Source organism: Candidatus Moraniibacteriota bacterium, assembly GCA_026396275.1.
GTDB lineage: Bacteria > Patescibacteriota > Minisyncoccia > Moranbacterales > JAPLXC01 > JAPLXC01.
The window spans coordinates 1-17,545 of record JAPLXC010000019.1 but is presented as its reverse complement, the minus strand read 5'-3'; the positions used below and the strand labels follow the sequence as shown (position 1 = coordinate 17,545).

Below are 17,545 nucleotides of genomic sequence, written 5' to 3'. Positions count from 1 at the left end.
ATCCCTACGCTCCACAACACTTCTTATACTTTTTGCCACTCCCGCACGGGCAGGGATCGTTGCGGCCCACTTTGTTTTTATTTATAATTGGCTTCTGTTTGGCTTCACTTTTTGCTTCCCCGCCTGAAGAGGACTGCATTTCCTTAGCCGCTCCAAACTGTTCTACCGCATCATTTGCTCCCTTAAACTGTAAGTTCTGCCGCTCCGTTAATTCACGCTGCTCGCCTTCCCGCCGGACCGGGCTAATTCTGAATATTGTCCGCACAATGGTGGACCGGACATTATCCATTAAGTGGGAAAACATATTGAACGCTTCCCTTTTGTACTCAATCAAAGGATCTCTCTGGCCGTAACCGCGCAGTCCTATCCCTTGGCGCAGATAATCAATCTCGTCCAGATGGTTCATCCAAAGCATGTCGATTGTTTGGAGAATTATCATTTTCTCAACCTGGCGCATTGTTTCTTCTCCAATTTCCTTCTCTTTTTGATTGTAAACTTTCTTCGCCTGTCCTAAAAGATATTCAATCAGGGAATTGATTTTTTCGGCATCGTCTTTTGACTTATCGTCCCGGATTATATCTAATTGTTTTTTATCATCGCCGTTAAGAGGAAAAATTGTGCTGACTTCCGCAATAATGCCTTCGGTATTCCATTGGTAATCCTCTTTGGTACAATAGAGGGAAACAATTTTTTCCAGCTCCTCCGAAAGAAAGTTGAAAATTTCGTTTTTTGTTTCCTCCAGTTCAAGAATCTGGCGTCGCTTTTTGTAGACAACTTCGCGCTGCTTATTCATCACATCGTCATAATCCAAAACGTGTTTGCGGATATCAAAGTTAAATCCTTCTATTTTTGACTGCGCACTTTCGATTGATTTGGAAATAATGGCGTTCTGAATCGGCTGATCTTCGGGTAGTCCTAGGGTATTCATCATATTGTGCAGCTTATCACCGCCAAATCGGCGCATCAATTCATCTTCGAGCGAAGCGTAAAATTGAGACGCGCCCAGATCGCCTTGGCGGCCAGCGCGTCCCCGCAACTGGTTATCAATCCGGCGGGCTTCATGGCGTTCGGTTCCAATTATGCAAAGTCCGCCCAGTTCTCTTACGCCTTCTCCCAGTTTAATATCAGTACCCCGCCCAGCCATGTTAGTGGCGATAGTTACTGCTCCTTTTTGCCCTGCTTTGGCCACAATATTAGCTTCTTTTTCATGGTGCTTGGCGTTTAAAACCTCATGCGTAATTCCCTCCCGGGAAAGAAGTTCGCTCAAATACTCTGATTTTTCAATGGCGATGGTTCCCACCAGCACCGGCTGGCCGGCCTGATGAAGTTCCCTTATTTTCTCAACAATCGCCTTGAATTTGCCCTCTTCGCTTTTGTACACAACGTCAGGAAAATCCTTGCGGATCATTGGCTTGTTGGTTGGAACTTCCATCACCTCCAGTTTGTACACTTTGGAAAACTCCTCCGCACTGGTTACCGCTGTTCCGGTCATTCCCGCTAGTTTTCCATACATCCGGAAATAATTTTGAAAAGTAATGGTGGCCAAGGTGCGCGATTCTTTTTGCACCTCTACTCCTTCTTTGGCCTCAATGGCCTGATGAAGTCCTTCGGAGTAGCGGCGGCCATGCATCAAGCGCCCCGTGAAATCGTCAACGATAATCACCTGCCCGTCTTTCACAACGTAATCGCGGTCAAGTTTGAAAATAACATTGGCTTTTAGCGACTGCTCCAGATGATGAACATAAGTTATTTTTCCCGGCTCGTAAATATTTCCGATTCCCAGCAGTTCTTCTACTTTAGTAATGCCTTTTTCAGTGAGAGTTACCGCTTTCATTTTTTCATCCACTTCGTAGTCATCTTTGACTTTCAGCCGCGGAACGATTCGCGCGAATTCACGATAGAGCTTAGTGGATTCCGTGTCGGGAGCGGAAATAATAAGAGGAGTACGCGCTTCGTCAATTAAAATAGAATCCACTTCATCCACAATAGCGTAGCTTAATTCTCTCTGGGTCATTTGATCTAAACCCGGAACCATATTGTCGCGAAGATAGTCAAAACCGAATTCATTATTGGTTCCGTAAGTAACATCGGCACTGTAGGCCTCGCGGCGCGAAACGGGTTTGAGGTTTTCCATTTCCACGCTTACTTCATCGGCATCAACAATTTTTGGTTCATAAAGATAAGAGGTGTCATGAACGATGCAGGCGGTGGAAATTCCCAGAGCGTGATATATTGCTCCCATCCAATTGCAGTCACGCTTGGCCAGATAATCATTGACTGTCACGATATGCACTCCCTTTCCGGTAAGCGCGTTTAAATATGTCGAAAGCGTTGATACTAGTGTTTTTCCTTCACCGGTTTTCATCTCGGCGATTTTTCCTTGATGAAGCACAATTCCGCCCATAAGTTGCACGTCAAAATGCCGCTCGCCAATAACACGTTTGGCGGCTTCACGAACTACCGCAAAGGCCTCGGGAATCAAATCATCCAGCGCCTCGCCTCCACTGGCTGGCGGATTTAAACGTTCTTTAAATTCAGTTGTTTTATTTTTCAGCTCTTCGTCGGAAAGCTTGCTAACAGCCGGCTCCAGCACGTTGATTTTTTCCACTAGCGGCCGAAGTTTTTTCAGTTCTCTTTCATTAGAGCCAAAAACTTTTTTAAATAGGGACATAATGAAATTTGTCATTCCGGACTCGATCCGGAATCTAATTAGATCCTGAATTAAGTTCGGGATGACACTACCAATTATAACCCAATAATCATACCAAAAAAAGCCTCCCAGGTCAAAGATGAGGGGCTTTTATATTTTCTTCCATATATCTATGGTAGTGCTAGTTTGTGAATTTGAAAGTGGAAATTTAATTATTCACCTTCGTGCAGATTCCCTGCGTGCCAACTATGTTTTTGGGAATAATCGGCGTTAGTCCATCGCAACACTCTTTTAGCACCACTCCTGGATATACCGCTCCAATGCTTTCCCCTTCTTTGGCACAATTCGTCTCACTGGGACACGGCGCGAATTCGCAGTTGGGTCCGGTGCGGCCGACGGAGGTTCCGTCGGAGCAAATTTTTGCTTCCTGGGTGCAGAATTTCTGGTTCTTGCTAATCGGTGGCTGTATCGGAGGCGAAATTATTTCCGGTTGATTCTTCTGCGCCAGCCAGACAAATACACCCGCAGTGATGGCCAAGATGATAATAATTACCACTCCCAGCCAGGTTTTGATTTGGGTTTGCATATTTGTTTTTTGTTCTGCTACCATATTAGGTAATATGGAAGTAAAGTTGGTTATTATTAGCTATTCTCTATTTTACCACGAAAAAATTGGCAAAATTCAGGTTATGCACAGCACAGTAAATTATGGGGGTTGAACCTCGATATATACTCAAAACCGCGCGTTTTCGTCAATCACCGCTTTTTTCTTGATAGACCGCCCGCCGCGGCGACGAAGTGATATTAGACGATCTTTGCTTCGATTAATCTGAGTCCTGAGATCCTCTGCGACAGAATCAACAGAGCCCTCGATGCTTTCAGTTATATCTTCAGCCCGGTATAGCCGATATGGTGTTTTTAACATCACCTCCACTCGAAATTTTCCTTTTTTATCAAGGTCTATTTCAACTTCTGCCCGCAAAATTTTAGGGAGAAACCGCTGAATAGTTGCCAGCCGCTTTCTAATATATTCTTCCGTGCGCTCGTCGATCTTCACGCCTTTAAAAAATAAGCGCATAAACTTCATGTCTTCAACTGTCATATTGAGTAAATTTTTACTAATTACTAATCAAATACTAATATACTAATTAAAAAAATATTTGTATATTCGTACAAAATTCGTAATTCGTAAAGACTAGAACCCGAGATACTGTACTTCTTCTATTAACTCCACCCCGAATTTATCCCTCACCTGCTGCTTAATTAAACTTACCAGTATTATAACATCTTCAGCAGTAGCGTTACCAGTGTTAACAATGAAGCCGGTGTGTTTTTCACTTACCATTGCTCCGCCGATTTTTTTGCCCTTGAGACCTGACTGATCAACAAGCCAGGCGGCTGGAATTCTTCTCCCTTCACAGCAGCTGCCACTTTCCTCTTCAAATTTCTTACATAATTCTTCACTTGCCACCACCGGATTCATAAAAAACGACCCGGCGCTTCCCAAGTCCAAAGGATGCCGGGTTGATCTTTTAGCAATAATTTCCTGAATCTTCCTTTGGCTCTCCTCTTTATTTCCTGATTGCAGTTTAATTATTGCCGACATAATTATCAGATTCGGATCTTGCTTAAAAATGCTGTTTTTATATTTAAACTGGCAATCTTCTTTGCGGTAGGTTACAGGTTGTAAGTTGTTAGTATCCAAGGCCTTGACTGTGTCAATCACATCCGCCACACAACCCCCAAACGCTCCTGCGTTGCCTCTTATAGCTCCACCGATTGTTCCCGGAATCCCCGCCGCCCATTCCATGCCGGATAAACTATTTTGTGTGGCTAAATTAACAACAAGCGCGAGTGGAATTCCGGCGTCACATTTTATCAAAGTATTATGTATCATGTATGATGTATCATGTATTTTAATTACAATCCCACTGAATCCTTTGTCGCTCACTAGTAAATTACTGCCCCCGCCAAGGATAAAAAAATCAAGCTTATTATCCTTTGCATATTTTAACGCTTCAAGTAGCTCTTCCTTACTTTTTACCTCCGCGAAAAACTTCGCCGGTCCGCCGATGCGGAAGGTGGTATAATTTTTCATTAAAACATTTTTTTTAATTTCCAGCATAAAAAAACTTTCAACAATGTAACAATTTAACCATATAGCAATTTAACGCTCCTCTGCTTTCCTTGCTTCTTCCCATAAAAATACCAAAAGGGTGGTTACAATGACAATCAGCCAGTCCTGCCACACAATCGGATGCATGTGGAGATATTTTTGGAAAAATGGAAGATATATAAAGGATAGCAGAATTCCGACAGAAATAAATATCGCGCCGATGGCGTATTTATTTTTAAAAAATCCTAGTTTAAAAGGCGACAAGTTTTCACTTCGGGATTGTAAAAGATTTGCCATTTGAGTCATGGATATGACCGCGTAGGCCGCGGTTGTAGATTGTATATAGAGCAAAGAATCGGACACGATTGATTCTCCAAAGTACCAGCCGCCCCGAAGCATAGACCAGACAAATGCCGCTACTGCCCCCGTTGCCATAATCACTCCTATATAAATTATCCTCCGAAAACCTTTCCATGTCATCACTTTTTGCTTGCTGCTTATTATTTTATTTTTTTCTCCGGCAGCCTGCTCCGACTCGGTCTTATCGAGGCGAGCCGGCAGATCCGGCTCGGCCGGCTCAATGCCTAGCGAAAAAGATGGAAAAATATCGGTTCCGAGATCGGTGGCTAAAATTTGAATGGCGGTTATTGGCGATGGAATGCCCAGCAAAACTCCAAACACCACAGTAAACAATTCGCTTCCATTCGAGGTAAAAACATAATGAACAAATTTTTTGAGATTTTGAAATATAGTGCGCCCCTCTTTTATTCCTTCCACAATAGAAGCAAAATTATCATCTAATAAAATCATATCTGAAGCTTCTTTGGAAACATCCGTGCCAATAATCCCCATTGCCACTCCAATGTCGGCGCGCTTGAGCGCCGGCGCATCATTAACGCCGTCTCCGGTCATCGCAATAACTTCATGGTTGTTTTTCAAAATATTGGCAATTCGCAGTTTTTGTTCCGGGGCAATTCTGGCAAAAACACGCGCGCCGTTTTTAATTTTATTATAAATTTCCTTGTCGCTTAATGTGTTTAATGTTTTTCCATTAATAACCAGATTATCGTTGCTTAGTTGCTCAGTTTCTCTGTTTATAAGTTTTATTTGCTCGGCAATCGCCCGCGCCGTCACTTCATAATCCCCCGTAATCATAATTACTCTAATTCCCATACTTCTGCATTGTCCGATTGCCCGCGCTACATCTCTCCGCGGCGGATCAATCATAGTCATCATGCCAACCCAGATTAAATTTCTCTCACTTTCCTCAAGGTACTTATTTTCAGGAAACTCATCTAAATTCCTATAAGCAAAAGCAAGAACGCGAAGCGCCCGGGAAGACATTTCATTATAAATTGCTTTCACTTTTTCTTTCTCCTCTTGGGTAAACCCAACTATTTTATCGCCAGCCATTTTTTGAACACACAAATCCAGCATCACATCCGGCGATCCTTTGACATAAGAAACTGTGTTTTTATTCCGGAATACTACACTCATTTTTCGCCGCTCGGGAGAGAAGGGATTTTCATTAATCTTATACTCGCCGATTTCGTATATGCCATCCTTTGGATTAAATTTCTTGCCGGCTACAATTATTGCTCCTTCTGTCGGATCGCCCAGGATTTTATAGGTGCCATTTTCTTTCACTAAACTAGCGTCGTTGCAAAGCGTTCCGATTTTAAAAAGCAAATCAAAATTTCTTATTTCCTGAGCATTAATTATTTTTCCGTTAATGCTGAATTTTCCTTCCGGTTTATAGCCCTCGCCAGTTACATTAATAATTCGGTTGTCAATTATAATTTTCGTTACCGTCAATTCATTTTTGGTAATTGTTCCGGTTTTGTCGGTGCAAATCGCAGAAACTGACCCCAGTGTTTCCACAGCGTTCAGCTTTTTGGCTAAAACATTGCTCTTGAGCAGGCGTTTCATTCCCAGTGAAAGAGCCACTGAAATCGCTGCTGGAAGTCCTTCCGGCACTACCGAAACGGCAAGCGCTAAAGCAAACAGGAAGTTTTCATATAATGATAATTTGAAATATTGGCCGGCGATCATTACCAATATCCCAATGAGCACTGCCAAAATAGTGACGTCCTTGCCCAGTTTTCGCATTTGTTTCTGAAGCGGTGTCAACTCGTCTTTCACTTTCTGGGTAAGGCCTGCAATTTTTCCCAGTTCTGTATTCATTCCTGTTGCAGTCACGACAAATCTTCCTTCTCCTGTCGTCACGGTTTCACCCATAAAAATCATGTTGTCAACATCGGCCAATACTATGTTCTCATCCGCTAGAACTTTGGAGGACTTTGTTTCCGGTTTTGACTCACCGGTAAAAATGAAACTGTTGACGCGCAGTCCGTAGCTTTCCAGAAGATAACCGTCGGCCGGAATATTATCACCCGCTGTTAAAAAAATTATGTCTCCTGGCACTATCCAGCGCGAGTCAATTTCCTTTTTTATGCTGCCGCGAATCACCAGTGCCTTATCAGTGGTAAACTTTTTAATGCTATCCAAGATGCGCTCGGCCTTGAATTCCTGGAAAAATCCGATGAGCGCGTTAATAAAAACGATAATCAAAATTATCGTTACGTCGCGGTATTCATGAAAAAGCAGCGCCAAAAACGCCGCGACTAGCAAGATCAAAACCAGTGCGTCGTTAAATTGATTAAAGATGAGTTTCAGCCACTTCCACCGCGCTTTTTTTTCAATCTGATTCCAGCCGTAAATTTTAAGCCGCGCTTTTAATTCTTCTTCTGAAAGACCATTTAAAGAAGCATTGAATTTCTTCAATACTTCTTCGGGAGTTAAATTATAGATACGCTTTTGCATTTTATACATTATCATCTCGAATTAAATTGAAGATCCAATAAATAATAATTTACCCTTACTACCGTATACTGTTATACGGTAGTAAACACCTGCTGATATGTTTTAACATCTGTCAGTTAGTTCGCAAACCTGAAGTTACCTTCCAAACATCCCCCGCTCCCATGGAAATCACAACATCATTTTCGCCAAGCGCATCTTTTAAATTATCAATAACTTCATTAATCGTCGGAATATATTCGGCTTTGTCGTGATCGTATTTATTTATCAGATCAACCAGCTCTTTTGAGGAAACTCCTCCCTGAATTTCGCGCGCGCTGCCGTAAATGTCAATGACTATAACTTTATTAGCATCATCAAAACTTTGAGAAAATTCGGAAAGCAGCGCCTTAGTGCGCGTATATGTGTGAGGATGAAAAACGGTGATGATGTTTTTTCCCGGATAAATTTCCCGCGCGGCTTTCAGGGTAACTTTTATTTCCTCCGGATGATGGGCGTAATCATCTATCAAAATCGCGCTGTTTTTTTTACCAATATGCTCAAAACGCCGCGCCGTTCCCTGGAAATTTCTAAGCGCCTTGCGTACTTTATCAATATCAATATTTAATTTATGGCAAGTGGCGACAGCCGCCGCGGCGTTGAGAATGTTGTGTTTCCCAATAAGCTGTATTTCAAAACTTCCCAGCAGATTATCATTTTGAGTAATTTCAAAAACTTGAATGTTTTGTCCGGATTTTGATATTTGATATTTGATATTTGATATAATTATGTCATTATCTTCTCTAAATCCGTATTTCAACACTTGGCACTCAGCCTCTTTCACGATATCTAAAACATCTGAACTGTCTCCCCAGGAAACCAAAAATCCGTGGCGCGGAATTTTGGCCACGAAGTTTTCAAAAACGCTTTTATATTCGGTAAATGTCGGGAAGAAATCCGGGTGATCCCAATCAACGCTGGTGAGCACTACCGCAAAAGGATTGTAATACTGGAATTTATTCTGATATTCGTCCGCCTCGGCCACGAAATACCGGCCTTTTCCGGAAAGCGCTCCTCCTCCCCATCCAATAACTTTGCTTCCTACAATGGCGCTTGGCTCTGCCCCCGCCAGGCGCAGACATTCAGCAAGCATTGCCGTGGTTGTTGTTTTTCCGTGAGTGCCGCAAACAGCAATCCCTATTTTCTCTTGAAATAACATTCCTAATACTTCTGGATAACTCACTAGCGGAATAGCCAGTTTTTTTGCTCTTGCCATCTCCGGATTATTTTTCTCCAAATAGGCGGTGGAGTAAATAATAACATCGTTATCACTGGGCACATTTTCAGCCGAAAATTTTTCCACAAAAGGGATGCGGTTGCTTTTTAAAATTTCATCAGTGTAAAATTTTTCACTGGTATCCGAACCGGAAATTTCAATACCGCGCGATTTCAAAATCTGCGCCACGGCGGTCATGCCGGCTCCTTTGATGCCGATAAGATAAGCTTTCTTGATTTTTGATAAATTAAACATGCGAATCAGCGCAAATGTTAAAACTATATTCGCGAATATTGTTTTGCCATTCGCGATTCATTAGTGAACTAGTTCAATTAACCCGTCCGCGATTTTTTCCGCCGCATCGGAGTGATGGAAAACGCGAATTTTTTGGCCCATCGCGCCTCGCAACTCTTCATCGTCCAAAAGCATTATTATTTTATCCAGTAAAATATTTTCGCCTAAGTTAGTTTCTTCCAGCACCAGCGCACCACCAATCCGCGCAATTTCATAAGCATTCATTCGCTGATGATCATTGGCAGAATTTTCCAGAGGAACAAGAACAGCCGTTTTTCCATTGGCGGCAATTTCAGCGATGGAATTAGCTCCCGCCCGGCTGACGACAAGCATGGCTGCCGCGTAAACATTTTTTAAGTCATCTATGCCTAAAAATCTTACCGGCGCGTATCCCTCTCTTCCCGCTTTAATTCCGTATTCTGCCGCTAAATGAACCACTTCATCATAATTTTTTTCTCCGGTCTGATGAACAACTTGAGCGCGCTCCAAAAGACGCGGAAGAATTTTAACAATTGCCCGATTGATGATTTGAGCTCCCTGGCTTCCTCCCATTACCAATATCACAGGTTTTGATTCAGTAAATTCAAATTTCGTCCGGGCGGAATGAGCACTTCCTTTGGACACTTCAGAGCGGACCGGATTGCCGGTAAGCACCACTTGGGAGTGCGGAAAGTACTGCTCCGCTGAAGGATAGGCCGCGGCTATCCGCTGGGAAAATTTGGCCAGTATCTGATTAGCGGTTCCGGGAACCGCGTCGGACTCGTGAATCATTACCGGAATGCGGTAGAGCCAGGCCGCCAGCACTACTGGAATAGACGCATATCCTCCTTTGGAAAAAACTACATCCGGCATATACCAAAGAAGTATCCAGAGCGACTGAATAAATCCAAGGGGGATTTTAAAAAAATCCAAAAAGTTCTGCAGCGAAAAATAACGCCGCTTTTTGCCGCTCAAAACGTGCTTGGCCGGGATCCCTTCTTTGACCATAACCTCCTTTTCCAATTCTCCCCGCGACCCCACGTAGAGAATCTCTGCTTCTTCCCTCAGTTTTTTTCTTAACTCTTGGGCTACGGCAACAAGAGGAAATATGTGCCCGCCTGTTCCGCCGCCGGTTAGAACAATACGCATATATTTTTGAATTATGAATTAGGAATTATGAATTAGGAATATTTCTCCCTGTCCATAATTCATAACTCATGACTTATGATTCCATTTTTGCTTGTTTTGAAATATTAAGCAATATCCCGACCCCTGCCATTACGAACATCAGTGAGGTTCCGCCGTAGCTGATAAACGGCAACGGAATGCCCGTAAGCGGAATAATTCCCGTGATGGCTGAAATGTTAACAAAGGCCTGAATAACAATCCAAGCAGTAACTCCGCCGGCTGCTAACCTTCCAAAATTATCAGGAGCACTGGCGGCAATCTTTAATCCCCGAAAAGCCAGAGCAACAAAAAGGAGGATAATTAGACCCGCTCCAATAATGCCTAACTCTTCTCCTATTATAGCAAAAATTGAATCCCCAGTTGGCTCGGGAAGATAATTAAACTTTTGGCGGCTATGTCCCAGTCCTAGTCCAAAAATCCCTCCCGAGCCAATGGCTAAAAGCGCCTGATTGATCTGATATCCGATTCCTCGGGGATCAAGCTGGGGATTGAGAAAGACAAGAAAGCGGCTAAAACGATAAGGCGCTATTTTAACAAGAACTACCAAAAGCAGCACCCCGGCGGAAATTAGAGAGATCATATGAGAGAGCCGCGCTCCGGCAATGAAATAAATAGTAAGGGAAGTCAGGATAATTACTCCCAATGTGCCTATATTTGGCTGTTTAATAATCAGAAAGCCCACAGCACCCATGATAACCAAAAAGGGCAGAAGACCTTCAAAAAAATCCCTTGCCTTTCTCCATCCGCGGCTTTCCAGCCAGGCCGCCAAGTAAAGCACGATTGCCAATTTCATCATCTCTGCCGGCTGAAAGGAAAATGAACCTAATTGAATCCAGCGGCTGGCGCCGTAGGCCTTGGCTCCAATGCCGGGAACAAACACTAAGACCAGCAAGACCAGGGAAAGAATGAAAAAGGGCGTTGCCATCTTTTTCCAAAAATGATAGTCAATTTTCTGGAAAATATAAAGCGCCACCAGTCCGGGAATAACGCCAAAAAAAAGCTGATGCTTGAAGAAATAATACTGGTCGCCAAAGCGGGTTTGCGAATACACCACCCCGGCGCTGGCGATCATAACTAAACCAAATATTATCAGTGCAAAGACGGTGAAAAGCAGTTTTTTGTCGGGCTGATTTTGAGACATGACCATTAATGCAAAATGTAAATATCAAAATGCAAAATGACAATGTAAAATAAAAAATGATTTTATTCTTTTTACACTTTGATATGTCATTTTGATTTTTGAATTTTAATTTTTGAACTTTTAATTCTCCATTCCTCGATCCTCTTATGATTTCCGCTTAGCAAAATTTTCGGCACCTTCCAGCCGCGAAAATTTTCGGGCTTGGTGTATTGTGGATATTCCAGGTATCCCTCGTTACTGTGCGACTCGCTTTTCAAGCTTTCTGTATTGCTTAAGACCCCGGGTATTAGGCGGGCTATTGAATCAACCAAAATCATCGCTGGGATTTCTCCTCCAGTCAATACATAATCGCCAATTGAAATTTCCTCATCAGCAATGTATTTGGCTACCCGCTCATCTACTCCTTCATACCTGCCGCAAATCAGTATTAGGTCATTATACTTTACCAATCTTTCAGCTTCCTTTTGTGTATATTTCTTTCCCTTAGCAGAGAACAAAGCTATCCTTAATTTTGATTTTTGATTTTTGATTTTTGATTTTAAATCTTGCACGCATCTATAAATCGGTTCAATTTTCAACACCATCCCGGCTCCCCCGCCGTACGGCGTATCGTCGGCTGTGCGGTGTTTGTCGGCAGTGTAATCGCGCAGGTTATAAACCTTAACGTCAATAAGGCCTTTTTTCTCGGCTTTTTTCAAAATCGAATGGGAAAAATACCCTTCAAACATTTGAGGAAACAGGGTAATTATGTGAAATTTTACTTTCATATTCCTAATAATATCACGCTTTCCCGAAACAAAAAAGCCACGGTTGTGGCTTTTTTGCTAAAAGAAAATGATTCAAAGCATTTTAAATCTTTATGTCTCCGACCACATCTTCTATGCTTTTTCTTCCTTCTTGACTGCGATTAGGTCGCTCGGATCCTTCCGGCTCATTGATCTTGAGGTTAACACGGGCATTGTTTCTTGCGCCGATAACTCGGAGGATTGTTCGCAGGGCCTTGGCGGTCGCACCTTCTCGACCGATGACCATACCCATGTCCTTGGGATCGACCTGGAGTGTGATGAGTACTCCCATTTCATCAATCTTTCTTTCGACTTTTACTGCGTCAGGAGTGTCCACGAGCAACTTCACGGTGTACTCAAGGAATTCCTGATCAGTATAGCTCTCTTTCGCCATATTAGTACTGATTATTACTGATTACGGAGAGTGGAATGACCGAAAGGTTGACTAAACCTTCCTTTTCGCAATCTCTCATCGCCTATTATAACTAATCTTTTGAAAATTGTCAACTTCAATTTTTCCTCCTTCTGAAAATCACTCCGACGGTTTTCAGGCAAAGCTGGATATCCAGCCACAGCGACCAGTTTTCAATGTAATAGACATCCATTTTATATTCGTCCTCGAAATCAAGATCGGACCGGCCCGCCACTTGCGCCATGCCGGTTATCCCCGGTTTGATGGTGAGCAGCCGGCGGTGATATTCGCGGTATTTTTCCACTTCCCTTTCCTGATGGGGGCGCGGCCCAACCAAGCTCATGTCGCCTTTTAATACATTAAAAAATTGCGGGAGTTCGTCAATAGAATACTTTTCAATAAATTTTCCAAAAGTGGTCTTGCGAGGGTCGTTTTTGATTTTATAAAGGGGTCCCTGGCGGACGCTCCGTTCCCTGATTAGTTCTTGTTCGTATTCAAGCGCTTCTTTTAAATTCGGATTGTCACGATGGATGCTGTAACGCCATTTCATATAGCGGAATTTGCAGGCGTAAAATTTTTTCCCGTCGTTTCCTATCCGTTCGTTCTTATAAATAATCGGCCCCTCTCCCTCAAGCCAAATAATTATGGCCGTAACAATCATAACCGGAGAGAAAATAATAATCAGTGCGGCTGATCCCGCAATGTCAAAGATTCTTTTGAGTATCCTTCCCCACCCTTCCAAAGGAGTATGCTGAACCTCAATAATGGGCTCGCCGTCCAGCATCCCGATTTCCAGCTGAGATGTCTGGAGAGTAGTGGGAATAAATTTATAGGAAACGTTATTGATCGCGCAATAATCAACCAATTTTTCCTGCTCGGCATCGGTAAGCGTCGGATCGCAGACGATAATTTCATCTACTCCCTCAGCCCCGCGAATTTGCTTCACCGCCTTCACGCTTCCGGTATCAATCTGCCCGACAATTTTATAACCCAGCTTTGGCTTTTCCTTTATCACTCTGCCAATTTCATCAATTTTACCGTTGCGGCCAATGAGAAGCACCCGGTGGATGCCAATTCCTTTTTTAACCAAAAGCACCTTCTGGATATTTTGGAGAATAAATCTGGCTATCACGACATAAACGACCATAAAAAACCAGCCGGCTAAAATTATAAAACGCGAAGAAAACCATTCGCGCTTAAGAAATATGGCAACAATAATTATGACCAGGCCGATTGAAGTGGCTACGAAGACCTTTACTATTTCTTTCCAAATTTTCCTGGTTGACCGGATGTCATAAAGCCCTTCCAAGGCGTAAATAAGAATAAAAAAAGGAGCTACTAAAAGTGCAATTTCAACGTAGCTCTCAAAGGGAAAATTATACAGTTTGGGTTTGAGCGCCAAAATCTGGGGAATGTCGCGGATGGCAAAAGCGGTGATTGCCGCCAGAATAATCATTGCAAAGTCCACTGGCACCTGAAACGCGCTAAAAAATAATTCTGACTTTTTCATAAATTAAGTCCAATACTTATCAAGACAAGCCATAAGCCGGATTCTGTGCCAATGTGTTCGAAATTTTAATTTCGGTAACACATTGAGCACCCCGCACCTTTTCTAAGTACAAATTTCATATCATTTCCTGTTCAGGCGAAGCCGTTCCGTGAAACAAGTTTCCATTATAGGTAAATTTATACCCGGAAAAGGTGCTGGGGTGACATCAAGGTGAACACATCGGTGGCAATCATTAATCTCGACTCCGCATTACTGCGGAGCTCTAGCGGCACAAAGCCAACGCAAAGCATTGGCAGTACGACCTTGCATTCAGGTAAGGATTTAGCCGTTTCATCTCCGCCTTTTTATCCCTATAGCGGAGTTGGACCACCTAGCTTGGGATGGGGTCCCCGCGTAAAGCTTTCGCCACGCGGCGTTTCTGCTCGCACCTCTTAGATTACTCTAGACGGGCGTTACCCGCTACCCTTGTCCCGCCAAAGCGGGACCGAATGTCCGGACTTTCCTCCCCGCTGCAGAACCCTGCAGAAGAGTAATTGCCCAGCTTGCCTTGATGAGTATTAGACCTAAAAAGAACACGCTATTATTATACCAATTCCATTCAAAACATCAATATTATAGTCAAATTAGGCGTTTTGTCAAGGGCTTAAAGAAACCAAAAAAACCCAGCTCTCCCGGGGCCGGCCAAGTTTCGGATCTACATAGGTATCTACGTAGATAAAAAACTTAATGACTCTTATAAATTGCGTACGCAATCCATAGCAACTATTAGATTTGATGGCCGAAGCGAGGACGGTCCTCGAGTGATCCGCCGCGGATTTTACGGGGTAATTAATTACGTAATCACGGACGGTTACGCCGTGATTGTAAAAAATTTTTCAACAAAAGCTTTATAATTTTAGTTACAACATTAACAGTCTCTCTTAATTGAGCTTGATATTTTATCAAGCTCATATCCTCTATAAACTTCTTTTTCTCTTCCTTTCCTGCTTCGATAAATAGAGATTCTTCAACAACCGCGTCAGCAAAGAAAAATCTAGTAAGTTCGATTTTATCCCCTATAGAATAATAAGCACATTTATTACTATCATCTTTATATTCACCAAAAAATCGACTTTTATATCCTCTTTTTAAAATTTTTCCAGAATGATCATAATGAAAAGCTATATTACTTCTAATACGGACGATAGTTTTTAAAAAATTTAAGGCCTTTAACAAATTACCCTGAGAGGCAGCAACAAGTCCATTCCATATTATTTTTTCTTCTGCGGGAAGCTTATTTAATATTTCGTTAAACTCTCTTGTGCCTAAAATTTTTTTATTTTTATTCAAAAATTTAAAAAATTCATGAATAGTACTGGCTATTAATTTGTTTATATGAACAATTATTCCATTATAACTTCCTGAGTGAACAGACGCCTTTTTTTCCTTCGGTTTACGATAATTATTAATGAGCAATTGTTCAAATAAAATTAGATCTTTTAGGTCATTAAAAATAACCCCGAATCCTATAAAAAAACTAGCCACTTCATTATCCACATTATAGCCACCCTCTTTGATAATTTTGTTCGGAGAAATCCATTTTAATTCTCCTTCAAATTCTAGTTGTTTCATCTTTATAACATTTTTTTATAAAATGGCCGAGGCGAGGACAGTCCTCAAGTGATTTCATTTATCAATATCTTCCTCTGTAATTCTTTCTAAAACATTTGCATTTTCGAATTGACCATAGGTAATCTCAAAAAGTAAGCAGAAGTTTTTCTGTTTGTAATCCTTATAAAGCGTTCGCCAATTATTAACTAAATAGTATGCAGCCGCAAGAGATCCCCATTCAGAAAGTCCAGCGCAAACAATTAAGGAATGTTCTTTATCGTTTGGATTCTTTATCTTTAGCAATACTGCTCTATCTTTAGCGGGAGTACCTTGTTTAAATTCAAAAATTCTACCTTTCATTTTAAAAGCTCTCCGTCTATTATTCCCAAAAACGAATTCGTAATATTTCCCGCCATACTCTTTTTCAATATCAAATGTTTTAAGATTTGAATCTGAACTCCCATAACAAACTAGTGTAGCATCCATAACCGTGTCTACCTCTTCGTCTATCACAACATTAAATTGACCCTTGCGGAAATCAGAAAATTTTGACTCAAATAAAGATACGAATTTGGGAGCAAATGTTCCATAAATTATATCACCACCTATAAGAGGCTGTCGTCCTTTTCCTCTATTCGGGTAATCCTTATAATAACGATTGTCTGTTCTGGGTCGTGAATCTCTGTATGTATCAAGTACCAGATAGATTTTTTTATTATCAAAAAAATGCTTACCAAAAAACTTTTTAAGACTATGGGAGGTAATCGCCTTAGGTAACGCTTTTAGTAATCGTCTAAAAAAATCCCAGATAGTTGGAACTGCAGACAAAATTGATAATGGATCCATAAATTTTATTTAGCAATAACTTTTTTAGAAAAGATATTTTCCCCCACCGGATTTTGTGCCAACAAGGCTGGCACGCTGCCTAAAAATTTTTTTAGATATTATTTTATTTGAACTTTAATTTTATGATTGGTTTATGCCTTAAATTAATCAAATTAAATTTATAACAATAATCTCCTTTTTTATTTTTTATCAGGGTCAATCTTTCTATTTTCTTTGAACTTTTAATACAAATAACTGGACATTCTTCAATTATTTCCAGAAGCAACTTTATAAAAGTAATCCAATATTTGTTTTTATCTACTAAGTTTAATGGCAAATCATGGACTTCAAAAAATTTCCTTAGCTCGTTTTTTAAATCATTGAGCTTAAAAAAATCGGCATGATTAGATTTCATTTCGCGAGCAATATCCTTCTCACTTTTCGTAAATTCAATATATTGATCGAACATTTTTGATATAAATTGCGTTGTATTTTTATATTTCAAATTAACATGCAATGACCAGTTACAATAAAAATTAAGAAGTTCGTATTTATCTTTCTGATTTTTAATTTCTAAAATTTTTCTAATTCGAGACAAAATATAAACAACCTGACACTCGTTTTTAATATCTCTTTCTAACTCTTTATTTAGTTTCTCTAGAATTTCTCCTTGTCCCATTATTTATTTATTCGCTAGCCGAATTTTTTGCTTATTTATCTTTTAAAAATTTCATAACTTTTTTAATCCCCTTTTCAGGATTTTTTTTAATTTCATGCTCGGATTATAGCACCTTTTCTAATTTTTTAATTACTCCCTTCCACCAAAATACCACTGGTATACTTCTTTCGTCACCGGCAAAGCGCTGGAGGTGCTTTCTCCTCCCCCTTCCACCAGCACCACTAGCGCGATTTGCGGATCATCATAAGGAGCATAAGAAACAAACCAGGCGTGGGTTTTCTTTTCCGCTCCGAATTGAGCC

The 17,545-nt window shown here is 41.3% G+C and carries 14 protein-coding genes; all 14 read right to left on the bottom strand.

Annotation, left to right across the window (positions count from 1 at the left end; genetic code table 11):
- Positions 1-4: 4 nt before the first annotated feature.
- The 14 genes from secA to NT136_03930 all read right to left on the bottom strand — a co-directional run bounded on the left by secA (position 5) and on the right by NT136_03930 (position 17,244).
- Positions 5-2,674 carry a preprotein translocase subunit SecA gene (gene secA, locus NT136_03995; GenBank protein MCX6766091.1) on the bottom strand — a complete coding sequence of 890 codons (2,670 nt, stop codon included), beginning with the start codon at positions 2,672-2,674 and terminating at the stop codon, positions 5-7.
- A 184-nt stretch (positions 2,675-2,858) separates the two neighbouring features.
- A complete protein-coding gene (locus tag NT136_03990; GenBank protein MCX6766090.1) occupies positions 2,859-3,236 on the bottom strand; it encodes a hypothetical protein in 378 nt (125 codons plus the stop codon).
- Between the two features lie 147 nt (positions 3,237-3,383).
- Positions 3,384-3,752: a ribosome-associated translation inhibitor RaiA gene (gene raiA, locus NT136_03985; GenBank protein MCX6766089.1), complete on the bottom strand. Its 369-nt coding sequence runs from the start codon at positions 3,750-3,752 to the stop codon at positions 3,384-3,386.
- A 93-nt stretch (positions 3,753-3,845) separates the two neighbouring features.
- Complete coding sequence (gene murB, locus NT136_03980) at positions 3,846-4,775, bottom strand: UDP-N-acetylmuramate dehydrogenase (GenBank protein MCX6766088.1); 930 nt, start codon at positions 4,773-4,775, stop codon at positions 3,846-3,848.
- A gap of 42 nt (positions 4,776-4,817) precedes the next feature.
- Positions 4,818-7,589, bottom strand: coding sequence for a cation-transporting P-type ATPase (locus NT136_03975; protein MCX6766087.1), 2,772 nt, complete (start codon positions 7,587-7,589; stop codon positions 4,818-4,820).
- Positions 7,590-7,701: 112 nt separating this feature from the next.
- On the bottom strand, positions 7,702-9,096 hold the full coding sequence (murC, locus tag NT136_03970; GenBank protein ID MCX6766086.1) for a UDP-N-acetylmuramate--L-alanine ligase: 1,395 nt from the start codon (positions 9,094-9,096) through the stop codon (positions 7,702-7,704).
- 60 nt (positions 9,097-9,156) lie between these two features.
- Positions 9,157-10,263 carry an undecaprenyldiphospho-muramoylpentapeptide beta-N-acetylglucosaminyltransferase gene (murG, locus tag NT136_03965; GenBank protein ID MCX6766085.1) on the bottom strand — a complete coding sequence of 369 codons (1,107 nt, stop codon included), beginning with the start codon at positions 10,261-10,263 and terminating at the stop codon, positions 9,157-9,159.
- A gap of 73 nt (positions 10,264-10,336) precedes the next feature.
- Positions 10,337-11,443 carry a putative lipid II flippase FtsW gene (ftsW, locus tag NT136_03960; protein MCX6766084.1) on the bottom strand — a complete coding sequence of 369 codons (1,107 nt, stop codon included), beginning with the start codon at positions 11,441-11,443 and terminating at the stop codon, positions 10,337-10,339.
- Between the two features lie 86 nt (positions 11,444-11,529).
- Positions 11,530-12,210, bottom strand: coding sequence for a tRNA (guanosine(37)-N1)-methyltransferase TrmD (gene trmD, locus NT136_03955; GenBank protein ID MCX6766083.1), 681 nt, complete (start codon positions 12,208-12,210; stop codon positions 11,530-11,532).
- An 82-nt stretch (positions 12,211-12,292) separates the two neighbouring features.
- Positions 12,293-12,622 (bottom strand): KH domain-containing protein, encoded by a 330-nt coding sequence (locus NT136_03950; protein MCX6766082.1) that lies wholly within the window; start codon positions 12,620-12,622, stop codon positions 12,293-12,295.
- A 115-nt stretch (positions 12,623-12,737) separates the two neighbouring features.
- Positions 12,738-14,150 carry a sugar transferase gene (locus tag NT136_03945; protein MCX6766081.1) on the bottom strand — a complete coding sequence of 471 codons (1,413 nt, stop codon included), beginning with the start codon at positions 14,148-14,150 and terminating at the stop codon, positions 12,738-12,740.
- Between the two features lie 840 nt (positions 14,151-14,990).
- Positions 14,991-15,761: a hypothetical protein gene (locus NT136_03940; GenBank protein MCX6766080.1), complete on the bottom strand. Its 771-nt coding sequence runs from the start codon at positions 15,759-15,761 to the stop codon at positions 14,991-14,993.
- A gap of 54 nt (positions 15,762-15,815) precedes the next feature.
- Positions 15,816-16,586, bottom strand: coding sequence for a hypothetical protein (locus NT136_03935; protein ID MCX6766079.1), 771 nt, complete (start codon positions 16,584-16,586; stop codon positions 15,816-15,818).
- Positions 16,587-16,689: 103 nt separating this feature from the next.
- Positions 16,690-17,244, bottom strand: coding sequence for a hypothetical protein (locus NT136_03930; GenBank protein ID MCX6766078.1), 555 nt, complete (start codon positions 17,242-17,244; stop codon positions 16,690-16,692).
- Positions 17,245-17,545 lie beyond the last annotated feature (301 nt).

Bases quoted from the DNA above. Each gene is read 5' to 3' on its own strand.
- murC (MCX6766086.1), bottom strand. From the start codon at position 9,096: ATGTTTAATTTATCAAAAATCAAGAAAGCTTATCTTATCGGCATCAAA.
- NT136_03990 (MCX6766090.1), bottom strand. From the start codon at position 3,236: ATGCAAACCCAAATCAAAACCTGGCTGGGAGTGGTAATTATTATCATC.
- raiA (MCX6766089.1), bottom strand. From the start codon at position 3,752: ATGACAGTTGAAGACATGAAGTTTATGCGCTTATTTTTTAAAGGCGTG.
- murG (MCX6766085.1), bottom strand. From the start codon at position 10,263: ATGCGTATTGTTCTAACCGGCGGCGGAACAGGCGGGCACATATTTCCT.
- trmD (MCX6766083.1), bottom strand. From the start codon at position 12,210: ATGAAAGTAAAATTTCACATAATTACCCTGTTTCCTCAAATGTTTGAA.
- NT136_03940 (MCX6766080.1), bottom strand. From the start codon at position 15,761: ATGAAACAACTAGAATTTGAAGGAGAATTAAAATGGATTTCTCCGAAC.
- NT136_03975 (MCX6766087.1), bottom strand. From the start codon at position 7,589: ATGCAAAAGCGTATCTATAATTTAACTCCCGAAGAAGTATTGAAGAAA.
- NT136_03950 (MCX6766082.1), bottom strand. From the start codon at position 12,622: ATGGCGAAAGAGAGCTATACTGATCAGGAATTCCTTGAGTACACCGTG.
- ftsW (MCX6766084.1), bottom strand. From the start codon at position 11,443: ATGTCTCAAAATCAGCCCGACAAAAAACTGCTTTTCACCGTCTTTGCA.
- NT136_03930 (MCX6766078.1), bottom strand. From the start codon at position 17,244: ATGGGACAAGGAGAAATTCTAGAGAAACTAAATAAAGAGTTAGAAAGA.
- NT136_03945 (MCX6766081.1), bottom strand. From the start codon at position 14,150: ATGAAAAAGTCAGAATTATTTTTTAGCGCGTTTCAGGTGCCAGTGGAC.
- murB (MCX6766088.1), bottom strand. From the start codon at position 4,775: ATGCTGGAAATTAAAAAAAATGTTTTAATGAAAAATTATACCACCTTC.
- NT136_03935 (MCX6766079.1), bottom strand. From the start codon at position 16,586: ATGGATCCATTATCAATTTTGTCTGCAGTTCCAACTATCTGGGATTTT.